The 15,435-nt window shown below is 65.1% G+C and carries 14 protein-coding genes; 13 read left to right on the forward strand and 1 reads right to left on the reverse strand.

The features are described from left to right. Positions 1 to 37 precede the first annotated feature (37 nt). The 8 genes from rpsA to cysM all read left to right on the forward strand — a co-directional run bounded on the left by rpsA (position 38) and on the right by cysM (position 7,618). Positions 38 to 1,750: a 30S ribosomal protein S1 gene (gene rpsA, locus H4P35_RS07055; protein WP_056322251.1), complete on the forward strand. Its 1,713-nt coding sequence runs from the start codon at positions 38 to 40 to the stop codon at positions 1,748 to 1,750. Positions 1,751 to 1,753: 3 nt separating this feature from the next. Then, on the forward strand, positions 1,754 to 2,116 hold the full coding sequence (locus H4P35_RS07060) for an integration host factor subunit beta (RefSeq protein ID WP_056322254.1): 363 nt from the start codon (positions 1,754 to 1,756) through the stop codon (positions 2,114 to 2,116). A gap of 209 nt (positions 2,117 to 2,325) precedes the next feature. Next, on the forward strand, positions 2,326 to 2,640 hold the full coding sequence (locus tag H4P35_RS07065; protein ID WP_062838607.1) for a lipopolysaccharide assembly LapA domain-containing protein: 315 nt from the start codon (positions 2,326 to 2,328) through the stop codon (positions 2,638 to 2,640). A 46-nt stretch (positions 2,641 to 2,686) separates the two neighbouring features. Continuing rightward, complete coding sequence (gene lapB / locus H4P35_RS07070) at positions 2,687 to 3,901, forward strand: lipopolysaccharide assembly protein LapB (protein ID WP_056322260.1); 1,215 nt, start codon at positions 2,687 to 2,689, stop codon at positions 3,899 to 3,901. Beyond that, entirely contained in the window at positions 3,898 to 4,839 is a 942-nt protein-coding gene (gene rfaE1 / locus H4P35_RS07075; RefSeq protein WP_226848525.1) for a D-glycero-beta-D-manno-heptose-7-phosphate kinase, read from the forward strand. Before lapB ends, rfaE1 begins: the two co-directional genes overlap by 4 nt. Further along, positions 4,836 to 5,825, forward strand: coding sequence for an ADP-glyceromanno-heptose 6-epimerase (gene rfaD / locus H4P35_RS07080; RefSeq protein ID WP_062838608.1), 990 nt, complete (start codon positions 4,836 to 4,838; stop codon positions 5,823 to 5,825). Before rfaE1 ends, rfaD begins: the two co-directional genes overlap by 4 nt. Before the next feature lie 170 nt (positions 5,826 to 5,995). Then, positions 5,996 to 6,502 (forward strand): helix-hairpin-helix domain-containing protein, encoded by a 507-nt coding sequence (locus tag H4P35_RS07085; RefSeq protein ID WP_226848526.1) that lies wholly within the window; start codon positions 5,996 to 5,998, stop codon positions 6,500 to 6,502. 207 nt (positions 6,503 to 6,709) lie between these two features. Further along, the gene (cysM, locus tag H4P35_RS07090; protein WP_056322744.1) at positions 6,710 to 7,618 is read left to right on the forward strand and encodes a cysteine synthase CysM; all 909 of its coding nucleotides are present in this window, start codon (positions 6,710 to 6,712) and stop codon (positions 7,616 to 7,618) included. A gap of 159 nt (positions 7,619 to 7,777) precedes the next feature. Here cysM and mltB read toward each other — a convergent pair whose 3' ends face one another. Then, positions 7,778 to 8,938, reverse strand: a complete 1,161-nt coding sequence (mltB, locus tag H4P35_RS07095) for a lytic murein transglycosylase B (RefSeq protein ID WP_226848527.1) — start codon at positions 8,936 to 8,938, stop codon at positions 7,778 to 7,780. 10 nt (positions 8,939 to 8,948) lie between these two features. Here mltB and H4P35_RS07100 point away from each other — a divergent pair, with 10 nt between their 5' ends. From H4P35_RS07100 to H4P35_RS07120, 5 genes are all read left to right on the forward strand, one after another. Further along, on the forward strand, positions 8,949 to 9,872 hold the full coding sequence (locus tag H4P35_RS07100; protein ID WP_226848528.1) for a histone deacetylase family protein: 924 nt from the start codon (positions 8,949 to 8,951) through the stop codon (positions 9,870 to 9,872). Between the two features lie 71 nt (positions 9,873 to 9,943). After that, on the forward strand, positions 9,944 to 10,693 hold the full coding sequence (locus H4P35_RS07105; RefSeq protein WP_056322273.1) for an electron transfer flavoprotein subunit beta/FixA family protein: 750 nt from the start codon (positions 9,944 to 9,946) through the stop codon (positions 10,691 to 10,693). A 2-nt stretch (positions 10,694 to 10,695) separates the two neighbouring features. Then, positions 10,696 to 11,625: an electron transfer flavoprotein subunit alpha/FixB family protein gene (locus H4P35_RS07110; protein WP_056322276.1), complete on the forward strand. Its 930-nt coding sequence runs from the start codon at positions 10,696 to 10,698 to the stop codon at positions 11,623 to 11,625. Positions 11,626 to 11,807: 182 nt separating this feature from the next. Beyond that, entirely contained in the window at positions 11,808 to 13,499 is a 1,692-nt protein-coding gene (aspT, locus tag H4P35_RS07115) for an aspartate-alanine antiporter (protein ID WP_226848529.1), read from the forward strand. A gap of 115 nt (positions 13,500 to 13,614) precedes the next feature. After that, the gene (locus H4P35_RS07120) at positions 13,615 to 15,432 is read left to right on the forward strand and encodes a bifunctional aspartate transaminase/aspartate 4-decarboxylase (RefSeq protein ID WP_226848530.1); all 1,818 of its coding nucleotides are present in this window, start codon (positions 13,615 to 13,617) and stop codon (positions 15,430 to 15,432) included. The last annotated feature ends 3 nt before the right edge of the window (positions 15,433 to 15,435 follow it).

Genomic DNA, 15,435 nt, shown 5'->3' on the forward strand with positions numbered 1-15,435 from the left:
TCTTAACGGCCATTTCGGCCCAATGGATTTCAACCCCATGTCTTCCGTTTCCACTACCGCCACCGGCGGCGAAAGCTTCGCCGACCTTTTCGCACAAAGCCTCAAGAGCCAGGACATGAAGTCCGGCGAGGTCATCAGCGCCGAAGTCGTGCGCGTCGACCACAATTTCGTCGTCGTCAACGCCGGCCTGAAGTCCGAAGCGCTGATCCCCCTGGAAGAGTTCCTGAACGACCAGGGCGAGCTCGAAGTGCAACCCGGCGATTTCGTCTCGGTGGCCATCGATTCCCTGGAAAACGGCTACGGCGACACCATCCTGTCGCGTGACCGCGCCAAGCGCCTGTCGGCCTGGCTGCAACTGGAAAAGGCCCTGGAGAACGGCGAACTGGTTACCGGCACCATCACCGGCAAGGTGAAGGGCGGTCTGACCGTCATGACCAACGGCATCCGCGCGTTCCTGCCGGGTTCGCTGGTGGATCTGCGTCCGGTCAAGGACACCACCCCGTACGAAGGCAAGACCCTCGAATTCAAGGTCATCAAGCTCGACCGCAAGCGCAACAACGTTGTGCTGTCGCGTCGCCAGGTGCTGGAAGCCAGCATGGGCGAAGAGCGTCAAAAGCTGCTCGAAACCCTGCACGAAGGTGCCGTGGTCAAGGGCGTGGTCAAGAACATCACCGACTACGGCGCGTTCGTCGACCTGGGCGGCATCGATGGCCTGCTGCACATCACCGACATGGCCTGGCGCCGTGTGCGTCACCCCTCCGAAGTCCTGCAAGTGGGTCAGGAAGTCGAAGCCAAGGTCCTCAAGTTCGACCAGGAAAAGAGCCGCGTCTCCCTGGGCGTCAAGCAGCTTGGCGAAGATCCGTGGGTGGGCCTGGCTCGCCGCTACCCGCAAGGCACCCGCCTGTTCGGCAAGGTCACGAACCTGACCGACTACGGCGCGTTCGTTGAAGTCGAAGCCGGCATCGAAGGCCTGGTCCACGTGTCCGAAATGGACTGGACCAACAAGAACGTCGACCCGCGCAAGGTTGTGACCCTGGGCGAAGAAGTCGAAGTCATGGTCCTGGAAATCGACGAAGACCGTCGCCGCATTTCGCTGGGCATGAAGCAGTGCCGCCAGAACCCGTGGGAAGAGTTCGCCACGAACTTCAAGCGTGGCGACAAGGTCCGCGGCGCCATCAAGTCGATCACCGACTTCGGCGTGTTCGTCGGCCTGCCCGGCGGCATCGACGGCCTGGTCCACCTGTCCGACCTGTCGTGGACGGAAGCTGGCGAAGAAGCCGTGCGCAACTTCAAGAAGGGCGACGAAATCGAAGCCGTGGTTCTGGGCATCGACACCGACAAGGAACGCATCTCGCTGGGCATCAAGCAGCTGGAAGGCGACCCCTTCAACAACTTCGTCGCCACGTTTGACAAGGGCGCCGTGGTTCCGGGCACCATCAAGTCGGTCGAAGCCAAGGGCGCCGTGGTTACGCTGTCCGTGGACGTCGAAGGCTACCTGCGCGCTTCCGAGATCTCCTCGGGCCGCGTCGAAGATGCCACCACCGTGCTGTCCGCCGGCGAGAACATCGAAGCCATGATCGTCAACATCGACCGCAAGACGCGTTCGATCCAGCTGTCGATCAAGGCCCGCGACAACGCCGAAACCGCCGACACGATCCAGCGCATGTCCGACGCCAGCGCTTCGTCCGGCACCACCAACCTCGGCGCGCTGCTGAAGGCCAAGCTGGACCAACAGCGCAACGACGGTTAATTCGTGACCAAGTCGGAGCTGATCGCCGCCTTGGCGGCCCGCTATCCTCAGCTGGCCGCCCGCGACACCGATTACGCGGTCAAGACCGTACTTGATGCAATGACCCAGGCGCTTGCCTCGGGTCAGCGCATCGAGATCCGCGGTTTTGGCAGTTTTTCGTTGTCGCAGCGGTCTCCCCGCATCGGTCGCAATCCCAAATCCGGCGAGCAGGTGCTGGTGCCTGGCAAACAGGTGCCGCACTTCAAGGCAGGCAAGGAATTGCGCGAACGGGTGGACCTGGTCGGCGGCAATGACGAGGACGCTCAATCCTCCGGATCGAGCGAGTCGATGCCGTCTTCCATGGCAGGTTTGCACGCCATGCATTGACGCGTCGGCCAGGCAGAGCTGCCTTCGGGCAGATCGGACCGCGAACGAAGCCCCTTGAGAAATCAAGGGGCTTTGTTTTTGTGGCGCCCGTTCACGCGTTCGTCCCACCTTCGCATTCGCTGTCCGGGCTCCGCCTTGGGGCTTTTTTTTCTCTCGCCGTGAAGACGTCGCTTACAATTGACGGTCTCGAATCATCTGGAGCATGCGCCATGCGCTATCTCGTCTGGGCCCTGCGATTGCTCGTCTTTGTGGCGGTGTTGATGTTCGCCTTGAAGAACACCGACCCCGTCGCCGTGAAGTTCTACGCCGACTACGTCATCCAGGACGTCCCGCTGATCGTCGTCATGCTGGTCGTATTCGTGCTTGGCGCGTTGTTCGGGCTGCTGCTGACCGTTCCCGCAGCGCTGCGCCGCCGCCGCGAGGCCATCCGCCTGCGCCGCGAACTGGATCGCATCCAGGCCGCCGCCAACGGCACCACGCCCGTCGTGCCCCCCGAAGCCGTCGCTCCCATGTCGCCGCTGTGACATCGCGCCGGCTTTTTTGCACCGAATTACCGCATGAGTCCGAATAGTGGATTTTGAACCTTGGTGGTTGATTTTCGTCCCGGTGCTGTTCGCGCTGGGCTGGCTGGCCGCGCGTTTCGATATCCGGCAGATGCTGCGGGAAACGCGCAGCCTGCCTGACTCCTATTTCCGCGGGCTCAACTTCCTGCTCAACGAAGAGCCGGACCGCGCCATCGACGCGTTCGTCGAGGTCGCCAAGCTGGACCCGGAAACCACGGAGCTGCACTTTGCCCTGGGCAGTCTGTTTCGCCGCCGCGGCGAAATGGAGCGCGCCATCCGCGTGCATCAAAGCCTGCTGAACCGCTCCGACCTGCCACAGGCCGAGCGCGAACACGCGCAGCACGAACTGGCGCAGGACTTCCTGAAGGCCGGGATGCTGGACCGGGCCGAAAGCGGTTTCGAGCAGCTCAAGGACACGCGTTACGCGTTGCCTGCGCTGCGCTCGCTGATCCGCATCTATGAATCCGAACACGATTGGCCGCGAGCGATCGAGGCCGTCAAGACCTTGCAGGGCCTGGTCGACGAGCCCGTCCCGCAAATCGTGCACTACTACTGCGAACAGGCGCAGACCGCGCTGGCGGCCAAGCCCGCCGACGTCGAAAGCGCGCACAAGGCGCTGGACGCCGCAGACCACGCGCTGACCACCACCGAGGCCGCCTCGAGCAAGGGCGCCAAGGTGCGCACCGCCATGCTGCGCGCGCGCCTGGCGCTGATCGAGCAGGATCCCAAGCGCGAAAGGCTGTACCTGGAATCGGTCATGACCGACGCGTCCGAGTACGCCGGGTTGGTGGCCGAGCAGTTGCTGGCGAACTATCGCAACGCCAACCAGGCCGCCGCAGGCCTGGACTTCCTGCAAAAGCAGTATGGCCGCCATGCGTCCCTGGATCTGTTCAACGTGGTGTTCCGGGAACTGCGCGTGCAGCAGGGCGCGGCGACGGCATGGGCCTTCGCGCGCGGCGCGCTGCGCAGCCATCCTTCGCTGCTGGGGCTAGATCGCCTCCTGGAGGCCGAACTGGCCAACGGCGACAGCGATGGCGACCACGGCCCGGTGCCGGGCGCGGACCTGACCCTGCTGCGCAGCCTGATCCACAAACACACGCAACGGCTCGATCGCTATGCATGCCGCAATTGCGGTTTTCAAGCGCGTCGCTTCTACTGGCAATGTCCCGGCTGCAACGCCTGGGAAACCTATGCGCCGCGCCGTCTGGAAGAACTTGAATGAACTCTTTTCCCGCCGACGCCATTTCGCGTAGCCGCGTGCTCGTGGTTGGCGACGTCATGCTGGACCGCTACTGGTTCGGCGAAGTGGAGCGCATCTCCCCCGAAGCGCCGGTGCCGGTCGTGCGGGTCGCCCGCCGCGAAGATCGTCTGGGCGGCGCCGCCAACGTGGCGCGCAACGTGGCCGCGCTGGGCGGCCATGTCACGCTGGTCGGCGTGCTGGGTCAGGACGAGGCCGGCGACAGCGTCCGGCGCCTGTCCACCGAGGCCGGCATCCAGGGCGACCTGATCGCCGACAACGAACTGCACACCACCCTGAAGATGCGCGTCCTGGGCCGCCAGCAGCAACTCTTGCGCGTGGATTTCGAACAGCATCCCTCGCAGGCGTCGCTGGACGCCGTGGACGCGGCCCTGGCGCGCCACCTGGCCAACCACGACATCGTCGTGCTGTCGGATTACGCCAAAGGCGTGCTGACCCGCGTGGAGTCGCTGATTGCGCTGGCGCGCAGCGCAGGCATCCCGGTGCTGGTGGATCCCAAGGGCGATGACTACTCGCGCTATCGCGGCGCGACCCTGGTCACGCCCAACCGCTCGGAAATGCAGCAGGCGGTCGGCCGCTGGAATTCCGAGGCCGAATTGACCGATCGCGCGCAGCGCCTGCGCGCGGATCTGGACCTTGAAGCCCTGCTTGTGACGCGGTCCGAGCAGGGCATGACTTTGTTTTCCGATGCGGGACGCGATCACACCGATGCGCAGGCGCACGAAGTGTTCGACGTGTCCGGCGCGGGCGACACCGTGCTTGCCACGCTGGCGGTCACGCGCGCCATCGGGCTGCCCTGGGCCGAAGCCATGGGCTGGGCCAACAAGGCCGGCGGGATCGCCGTGGGCAAGCTGGGCACGTCCGTCGTCACCGCCGCGGAATTGGCAGGAGAATCCTCATGATCGTCGTTACCGGAGCCGCGGGCTTCATTGGCAGCAACCTGGTTCGCGGACTCAACCGCCGCGGCATCGAAGACATCATTGCCGTCGATGACCTGACCGAAGGCGACAAGTTCGTCAATCTCGTCGATTGCAAGATCGCCGACTACATGGACAAGGACGACTTCCGCCGCCGCGTCGCCGACGGCAGCCTGCCCGATATCCGCGCTGTGCTGCATCAGGGCGCGTGCTCGGACACCACCGAGCGCAACGGCCGCTACATGCTGGACAACAACTACCGCGTCACGCTGGAACTCTTCGAGTTCTGCCAGACGCGCCGCGTGCCGTTCCTGTATGCGTCCTCCGCGGCCGTGTACGGCGGGTCGACGACCTACGTCGAGCATCCCGACAACGAAGGCCCGCTGAACGTGTACGGCTATTCCAAGCTGCTGTTCGACCAGGTGCTGCGCAAGCGCATGGACAGCCTGACGGCGCAAGTCGTCGGCCTGCGGTACTTCAATGTGTATGGCCCGCACGAGCAGCACAAAGGCCGCATGGCGTCGGTGGCCTTCCACAACATGAACCAGTTCCTGGAACACGGGCACGTGCGCCTCTTCGCGGGTTGGGACGGCTATGTGGATGGCGGCCAGAGCCGCGATTTCATCTCGGTCGAAGACGTGGTCGCGGTGAACCTGCACTTCCTGGATCATCCCGAACAATCCGGCATCTTCAACTGCGGCACCGGCAAGGCGCAGCCGTTCAATGACGTGGCGGCCGCGGTGGTCAACACGCTGCGCGCCGAGCGGGGCGAGGCCGAGCTGACGCTGGCGCAGCTGGCCGAACTGGATCTGATCCGCTACATCCCGTTCCCGGACGACCTCAAGGGCCGCTACCAAAGCTACACGCAGGCCGATGTCACGCAGCTTCGCGCCGCCGGCTTCACGGCGCCCATGCGCGATGTGCAGACGGGCGTGGCCGAATACGTGCGCTACTGGCGCGCCCGCAAGTAATCCTTCCGGCAGCCGATCCGACAAGGCCACCGCCGTGCGGTGGCTTTTTTTCGCCTGCGTGGTTGCCGGGCTGGATGAATTGATTCACTCGCCGGGCGCAGGGCGGGGCGGGGCCCGATGATGGGAACAAGGCGCGGCAACCGCTGCGCTCCGACCCGTCAGGAGAGCCCATGAATCCCTTCGTCCATTCCACCGTTGCCCGCCATCTGCCGCTGGCGCCGTGGCGCCGCGCGCGTCCGGCCGCCATGCCCGCCTGCCCGCGCGCGGGCCAGCGTGCGCTGCGGCAGGCGCTTGGCGCCTTGCTGCTGTCCGCCGGCCTTGGCGTGGCCGCCCCGCCCGCTCAGGCCGTGGATATCAACCAGGCCACCGCGGCCCAGCTTGAAGGCCTGCGGGGCATCGGCCCCCGCACCGCCGACATCATCGTGCGCGAACGCGAACGCGGCGGCCGTTTCGAATCGCTGGACGACCTGACCGAGCGTGTGCGGGGCATCGGACAGAAAAAGGCGCAGGCGCTTCAGGCGGCCGGCCTGACGATCGGCGCCGCGGGCGCCGCGCCGAAGTCTGGGGCGGCAGCCGCGCCCGCAGCCCGCCCGGCAGCAGGCAAGGCGGCTGCGGCAAAGCCTGCCGGAGCGTACACGGCGGGCGGCGCGTCGGTCCCGGCCCGCGCCAAGCCCTGAGCCCGGCGGTCCGGCGATCAGCCGATCCGGCGATCCGGCGGTCCGGCGGTCCGGCGATCCGGCGATCCGGCGATCCGGCGATCCCGAGGTCCAGCGATCCGGCGATCCGTCGATCCGGCATCCCCGCATCCCGGCGATGCGGGGAGCCCCTGGCGCGTGCGCGGCTTTTGGGGCCGCGCGGCGCCGGGCGGAGTTATGATCGACCGCATGACTACTACCTACCCCACCATCGAGCAGACCGTCGGCAACACGCCCCTGGTGCGCCTGCAGCGCATTCCCGGGGCGGCGGGCGACGCGCGCGGCAATGTCATCCTGGCCAAGCTGGAAGGCAACAACCCGGCGGGATCCGTGAAGGATCGCCCGGCCTTGTCGATGATCCAGCGCGCCGAAGAGCGCGGCGACATCAAGCCGGGCGACACCCTCATCGAAGCCACCAGCGGCAATACCGGCATTGCGCTGGCCATGGCGGCCGCCATGAAGGGCTACCGCATGATCCTGATCATGCCGGACAACCTGTCCGTCGAGCGGCGTGCCGCCATGGCGGCGTATGGCGCTGAGCTCATCCTGACGCCGGCCGACAAGGGCGGCATGGAATACGCCCGCGACCTGGCCACCGAGATGCAGGCCGATGGCCGGGGGCTGGTGCTGGACCAGTTCGCCAATCCCGACAATCCGCGCGCGCACATTGAAACCACGGGCCCGGAACTCTGGAACCAGACGGAAGGACGCATCACGCACTTCGTCAGCGCCATGGGCACCACGGGCACCATCATGGGCGTGTCCACGTACCTCAAGTCGCGCAACCCCGCCGTGCAGGTGGTGGGTGCGCAGCCGGCCGAAGGATCGCAGATCCCGGGCATCCGCAAATGGCCCGAGGCCTACATGCCCAAGATCTTCGACCGCAGCCGTGTGGACGCCTACGAGTCCATCCAGCAGTCCGAAGCCGAAGTGATGGCGCGGCGGCTGGCCGCCGAGGAAGGCATTTTCGGCGGGATCTCGTCGGCCGGCGCACTGGTCGCGGCCCTGCGGGTTGCCGAGCGCGTCAACGATGCGACCATCGTGTTCATCGTGTGCGACCGCGGCGACCGCTATCTGTCCACGGGCGTCTTCAACTGACCTGCTGGCTGGCCCCCGCGCGGGATTGCGCGGCGCGCCGCCCAGGACGAGGCGGCCATCGCTTGAATGAAAAAACGCCCCGGCGGTTGCATCCGCCGGGGCGTTTGTCCATCCGCGCGGGCAGCAGTCACCGCGCGGGGAAAATCGGCGCGCGCGCGATCATCGCGTCACGCGGGCCTCGATCTCGGTGGCCAGGTCGGCCACCGACGTGGCGTAGAAGTAGCTGCGGTTGTACTTGGTGAGCGCAAAGAAGTTGGGCGTCCCCACGCGATACTGCGCCGTGCCGCGCATTTCCTCGACCAGATCCACCACGCCCAGCGGCTGGCTGACCCAGCCATCGCTGGATGCGCCGGGCTGCAGGCGCGAGCCCGCCGCCGTCAGCGTGGTCCAGCTTTGCTTGGGCTCCAGGCCGCCGTCCACCAGAGCGGTGGGGTCGGCGGGCAGCACCACGGGCGCGAACACCGGCAGGCCGCGCTGCCAGCCGTGCTGTGCCAGGAAGCTGCCCACGGACATGATGGCGTCCTGGGTGTTGTTGGTCAGGTCGATATGGCCATTGCCGTCGCCGTCCACGGCGTAATGCATCACGCTGGTCGGCATGAATTGCGGCATGCCGATGGCGCCGGCGTAAGACCCCTTGGTTTCCAGTTCCAGCTTGTCGTTCATGACGAGCGTCAGGAAGTCGGCCAGCTGGGTGCGGAACATCGTGGCGCGCTCGGGCTTGGCCGGGTCCGGGTAGTCGAAGGCCAGCGTGGCCAGCGCGTCCAGCACGCGGAAATTGCCCATGTTGCGGCCATACAGCGTTTCGACGCCGATGATGGAGGCGATGATCGGGGCCGGCACGCCAAAGCGTTGCGCCGCCTGATTCAGCAGGTCGCGGTTTTCGTTGTAGAACTCGACGCCCCAGGCAACGCGCTTGGGTTCGACGAAGCGGGAGCGATAGGTCAGCCAGCTGCGCCAGACCTTCTTGCCGGGTGGGGAGGGCGCGATGAGCCGCGCCACCGTGGCGTTGTAACGTGAGCTTTCCAGCGCCTGGACCATCGGCGCCAGCGGCAGCTGACGCTCGGCGGCCAGGTTTTCGACGAAGGTGCGGACGTCGGGCCGCAAGGCGCCGGATGGCGTCAGCGTGGCGGGCGCGTCGTCCGCGAGTTCGGGGCCGAGCGTCGGCGTGCTGGGCCCGATGCGGATGGCGGGCGTCCCTGAAGCCTGAGCGGTCTGGGAAGCGGAAGGAGTGGAGGTTGCTGCGGTGGGAGTGGTGGTGGAGCACCCCGCCAGCAGAGCGGAAAGCGCGCCGAGTTGCAGTATTCGCCGACAGATGAACATAATCTTCCTTATGGAGACCATGTATCTTACCCACCCGGCATGCCGCTTGCATGAAATGGGAAGCTGGCATCCGGAAAGCCCCCAGAGGCTGGACGCCATCTCCGATCAGTTGCTCGCAAGCGGATTGATGCCTTACCTGGATGACCGGCAGGCGCCGCAGGCGTGCCGCAATGACCTCTTGCGCGTGCACACTGTCCAGTACCTGGACAGTCTGCAGAAACATACGCCGGACCAAGGGTATTACCCTATCGATCCCGATACGCTCATGAACCCGCACACCTTCGAGGCGGCGTTGCACGCGGCGGGAGCGGGGGTGGCGGCGGTCGATGCCGTGCTGGGCGGCGAGGCCCGAACGGCCTTCTGCGCCGTGCGTCCGCCCGGGCACCACGCGTGCCGGTCGCAGGCCATGGGCTTCTGCTTTTTCAACAACGTCGCCATTGCGGCGCAGCATGCCATGGACTTTCACGGCCTGACGCGCGTGGCGATCGTCGATTTCGACGTCCATCATGGCAACGGCACCGAAGATGTCTTTGCCGGGGACGATCGGGTGCTCATGTGCAGCTTCTTCCAGCATCCGTTCTTTCCCAATAGCGGCGCGGACCATCCGGCCGCCAACATGCTCAATGTGCCCGTGCCCGCCTACACGGCTGGCGCCGCGGTCAGGACCATCGTCACGGACACCTGGCTGCCGCGGCTGGAGGCCCACCGTCCGGAATTGATCCTTGTGTCCGCGGGCTTCGATGCTCATCGCGAGGACGACATGGGGCAGATGGGCCTGGTGGAGGCGGACTACGCCTGGATCACCGAGCAGCTGGTCGAGGTGGCCGATCGCCACTGTCAGGGCCGGATCGTGAGCACGCTCGAAGGCGGTTACAACTTGTCCGCCTTGGGCCGCAGCGTGGTCGCGCACATACGGGCGCTGGCGAAGCTGTAGAATCAGGAAAAAATTGTGCAATGCGATCCCGGCGCATGCCGGGTCATTATTTTCCAATTGGAGGCAGCGGGATGAAGGTGTTGGTACCTGTCAAGCGCGTCGTTGACTACAACGTCAAGGTGCGCGTCAAGTCTGATCAGACCGGCGTGGATATCGCCAACGTGAAGATGTCCATGAACCCCTTTGACGAGATCGCCGTCGAAGAAGCCACCCGCCTGAAGGAAAAGGGCGCGGTCGCTGAAGTCGTGGCGGTTTCTTGCGGCGTTGCGCAATGCCAGGAGACACTGCGTACCGCCATGGCCATCGGCGCCGATCGCGGCGTGCTGGTCCAGACCGATGCCGAACTGCAGCCGCTGGCTGTCGCCAAGCTGCTCAAGGCGCTGGTCGATAAGGAACAGCCCCAGCTCGTGATTCTGGGCAAGCAAGCCATCGACGACGACGCCAACCAGACGGGCCAGATGCTGGCCGCGCTGCTGGACTGGCCGCAGGCCACGTTCGCCAGCAAGGTCGAGCTGGCCGACGGCAAGGTCACCGTGACGCGCGAAGTCGACGGCGGCCTGGAAACCCTGTCGCTCAAGCTGCCCGCCATCGTGACCACCGACCTGCGCCTGAACGAGCCGCGCTACGTCACGCTGCCGAACATCATGAAGGCCAAGAAAAAGCAGTTGGACACCGTCACGCCGCAAGACCTGGGCGTTGATCCCGCGCCCCGCCTGAAGACGCTGAAGGTCAGCGAGCCGCCCGCCCGCAAGGCCGGCATCAAGGTTGCCGATGTCGCGGCGCTGGTGGACAAACTCAAGAACGAAGCGAAGGTGGTCTGATCATGACGACGCTGGTTATTGCCGAACACGATAACGCCCAACTCAAGGGCGCAACCCTGAACGCCATCGCCGCCGCCGCCAAGATCGGAGGCGACGTGCACGTGCTGGTCGCCGGCGCCAACGCGCGCGCCGTGGCCGACCAGGCCGCCCAAGCCGCCGGCGTGGCGAAGGTCCTGCTGGCCGATGCCCCGCATCTGGCTGACGGCCTGGCCGAAAACATCGCCGCGCAGGTGCTGGCCGTGGCCTCGAGCTACAGCCATATCCTGTTCCCGGCCACGGCCTCGGGCAAGAACGTGGCGCCGCGCGTCGCCGCCAAGCTCGACGTGGCGCAGATCTCCGACATCATCGGCGTCGAATCCGCCGATACGTTCCAGCGCCCGATCTACGCCGGCAACGCCATTGCCACCGTGCAATCGGCCGACGCCGTCAAGGTCATCACCGTGCGCACGACCGGCTTTGACGCGGTTGCCGCGCAAGGCGGTTCCGCCTCGGTCGAAGACGCTGCCGCTGTCGCCGACTCGGGCCTGTCCACGTTTGTGGGCCGCGAAGTCGCCAAGAGCGATCGTCCCGAACTGGCCGGCGCCCGCGTCGTGGTGTCGGGCGGCCGCGGTCTGGGCAGCGCCGAAAACTTCAAGATCCTGGATCCGCTGGCCGACAAGCTGGGCGCCGCGCTGGGCGCTTCACGCGCCGCGGTCGACGCCGGCTATGCGCCGAACGACTGGCAGGTTGGCCAGACCGGCAAGATCGTCGCGCCGCAACTGTACGTGGCTGTCGGCATCTCGGGCGCCATCCAGCATCTGGCCGGCATGAAGGACTCGAAGGTCATCGTCGCGATCAACAAGGACGCCGAGGCGCCGATTTTTGGCGTGGCCGATTACGGCCTGGTGGGCGATCTGTTCACGGTCGTTCCCGAACTGACCAACGCGCTGTAAACCGCAGCGCAGGCGTCAATCAGAACCGCGGGCGTGAAGCCCGCGGTTTTTTTTGCGCGTTTTATCCGCGCCGCCAAATTGTCAAAAACGTTTGATTTTCGCAAAGACTCTGCTAACGTAACCGGCGCGCTACCCCCTGTTTGCGAATGTGCTTGACCTGTACAGAACGAAGGAGATTCGTGATGGAATGGTTCTTTGACACACTACGTAAGTACCCGGAGCTGGCGATTTTCCTGACCTTGGGTCTTGGCTATTGGATCGGCGCCAAGAAGATCTTCGGCTTCAATCTGGGCGCAGTAACGGGAACCCTGTTGGTGGGCGTGCTGGTCGGCCAGCTCAACATATCGATTGCCCCCATTCTCAAGCAGGTGTTTTTCCTGCTTTTCCTCTTCGGTCTTGGCTACGGCGTAGGACCGCAATTCTTCCGCGGCATGAAAAGCGATGGCCTGCCTCAGGTCATTTTTGCCGTCATCATCTGCGTGCTCTGCCTGCTGGTCACTTGGGGGACCGCGGTTGCGTTCGGCTTTGACGCCGGCACCGGCGCGGGATTGCTGTCGGGCGCGCAGACCATTTCGGCGGTCATGGGCGTGGCCACCGACACGATCAACGGGCTGTCCGTCGACGCCGCCACCAAGAAGCAGTGGATCGACAGCATCCCCGTCGCGTATGCGGTCTGCTACATCTATGGCACGGTGGGGAGCGCCTGGCTGCTGGCTTCCCTGGGCCCGAAGCTGATGCGCGTGGACATCGTCAAGGAATGCCAGGAGTACGAGGCCAAGATGTCCGGCGGGGCTGATTCAATGGAACTGTCGGGCTACCGCAAGTTCACGGCGCGGGCCTACCGGCTGGACAACACGGATTACGTCGGCAAGACCGTTGGCGAGCTCGAGGCGAAATTCGTCGACGCCCGCGTGTTCGTCGAACGCATCCGCCGCGGCGACCAGATCATCGATGCCGACTCGGGCACGGCGCTGCAGGCTGGCGATGTGCTGGGCGTGACCGGACGCCATGACGCGCTGGTGCTGCAGGCTTCGGGTCTCATCGGCACCGAGGTCGAGGACCGTGACGTCATCAACCTGCCCGCCGAAGTCGTCGAAGTCGTGCTGACCAACAAGAACGTGGCCGGCAAGACGATCAAGGAGCTTGCCGATAACGAGACGGTGCGCCAACTGGGCCGGGGCGTGTTCCTGCGCAAGGTCACGCGCGGCGGCCACGAGATGCCGGTCAACTGGGGCCTGAAGCTGGACCGCGGCGATCGCCTTTTCATGCTGGGCGCCAAGCGCGACGTCGAACGGGTCGTGGGCAAGCTGGGCTACGTGGACCGCGCCACCAACCAGACCGACATGGTGTTCGTGGGTTTCGGCATTTTGCTGGGCGGGTTGTTCGGCACGCTGGTGCTGACCGTGGGCGGAATTCCGATCACGCTGTCCACTTCCGGCGGCGCGCTGATTTCAGGGCTGGTGTTCGGCTATCTGCGCTCCGTGCATCCGACGTTCGGGCGTGTGCCCGAGCCGGTGCACTGGTTCCTGACATCGGTTGGCCTTACCGCGTTCGTCGCCGTCGTGGGCATCGTGTCCGGACCGGGGTTCGTACAGGGCTTTCAGCAGTTGGGCGCCAAGCTTTTCATCGCCGGTGTCATTGCCACCAGCATTCCGATGATCCTGGGCGTGCTGATCGCCCGTCATGTCTTCAAGTTCCACCCGGCCATTGCGTTGGGGGTCTGCGCCGGCGCCCGGACCACGACCGCGGCCATCGGCCAGATCACCGAGACGGCGAAAAGCCAGGTCCCGGCGCTTGGCTACACGGTGCCTTATGCCATCGGCAATACCCTCCTGATCATCTGGGGCATTGTCATCGTCATGCTCATGGCCTAGCAGGACAGCCCCGCAAAGCCGCGGCGTGCGGGTGCTACAGAGCAGAAAAGCGCGGCAATCGTAACGACGCCGGTCTTCACGGCGTCGGCCAACACGCATATCAGGAGTACACAAAATGGCTTCCATTGCGCCCGTCACCGTCAGCCTGGCCTCGGCCTTGAAGACCACGCGTTCCCATCAGCGCGACCTGGAACAGTTGTCTCCGTTTGAACTGAAGGACTATCTGATCACGCTGGCCAAGGATAGCCAGCAATCGGCCGCCGCCTCCATGCTGAACGCGGGCCGCGGCAATCCCAACTGGATCGCCACGGAACCGCGGGATGCGTTTTTCCTGTTGGGCCGGTTTGCCATGAAAGAGGCGCGCCGGGTGCGCGACGAAGGCATCCTGGCGGGCATGCCGGCCAAGAAGGGGTGCGCCGACCGGCTGCGCAAGTTCCTCTCCAAACACAAGGGTGAAGACGGCTACGACTTTCTGGTCGGGGTGCTGGAATACGGCGTGAAGATCAAGGGGTTTGATCCGGACGAATGGATCCATGAACTGACCGACAGCATCATCGGTGACCACTACCCCGTGCCTCCCCGGGCGCTGGTGCACATCGAGCAGATCATCCATGACTACCTCGTCAAGGAAATGTGCGATGGCCGCCCGCCCAAGGGCAAGTTCGATCTCTTCCCGGTGGAAGGCGGCACGGCGGCCATGTGCTACATCTTCGATTCGCTGATGGTCAACGGTCTGCTCAAGCAGGGCGACACCATCGCGCTGTTCCTGCCCACCTTCACGCCCTACATCGAAATCGCGCACCTGGAGCGCTTCCAGTTCAAGATCGTCGGCATCAATGCCAACAGCATGCGCGCGGATGGCACGCACGACTGGCACTATCCGGCTTCGGAAATCGCCAAGCTGGAAGACCCCAAGATCAAGCTGGCGGTCACGGTGAACCCGAGCAACCCGCCCTCCGTCGCATTCAGTCCCGTCGAGATGAAGCAGATCGTGCGCCTGATCCGCAAGAATCCCGACCTGGTGCTGGTGACCGACGACGTCTATGGCACCTTCGTGCCGAACTTCCGGTCGCTGATGGCCGAGGTGCCGCAGAACACCATCTGCGTGTACTCCTTTTCAAAGAATTTCGGCTGCACCGGCTGGCGTCTGGGCGTCATCGCCACGCACGAGAACAACACGATGGACCGGCGCATCGCCGAGCTGCCCGCAGCGTGGAAAAAACGGCTGGACAAGCGCTACAGCGCCATGACGATGGAGCCGGAAAAACTGAAGTTCATTGACCGCCTGGTCGCGGACAGCCGGGATGTCGCCTTGAACCACACGGCCGGCCTGTCGTTGCCGCAGCAGGTGCAGATGGGCTTTTTCGCGCTGTCGCACCTGCTGGACCTGAAGGACGCCTACAAGCATCTGACCATGCAGATCGTGCGCAGCCGGCGCGACGCGCTGTGGCGGGGGCTGGGCATCCCGATGCCGCCTGAAGATCCGATGCGGGGCTGGTACTACGTGGAACTGGACTTCATGGTCTGGGCCAAGATCACGTACGGCGACGCGTTCTGCAAGTACATGACCAGCAACTACGAGCCGGTGGACTTCCTGTTCCGCCTGGCCGAGAAGTCCGGGGTCGTGCTGATGGACGGCGGCGGCTTTGGCGGGCCGCCCTGGTCGATCCGTGTGTCCCTGGCCAACCTGGACGATGGAGACTACGCCAAGATCGGCAAGTACATGGTCGAGGCCGCCACCGAATACGTCGAAGCCTGGAAGGCGGGCGAGCTGGTGCGTTCGGGCCCCACCGCGGGCAAGGGCCAGACGGTCAAGCCGGCGGCCGCCAAACGGACCGCCGCCGGCAAGAAGGCAGCCAAGAAGGCCGTGAAGAAGGCGGTGAAGAAGGCCGACACCGCTGCGAAGTCGGCAAAGAAGGCCGCCGCGAAGTAGGCG

It is taken from the genome of Achromobacter sp. 77 (genome assembly GCF_020541125.1).
Taxonomy (GTDB): domain Bacteria; phylum Pseudomonadota; class Gammaproteobacteria; order Burkholderiales; family Burkholderiaceae_B; genus Achromobacter; species Achromobacter mucicolens.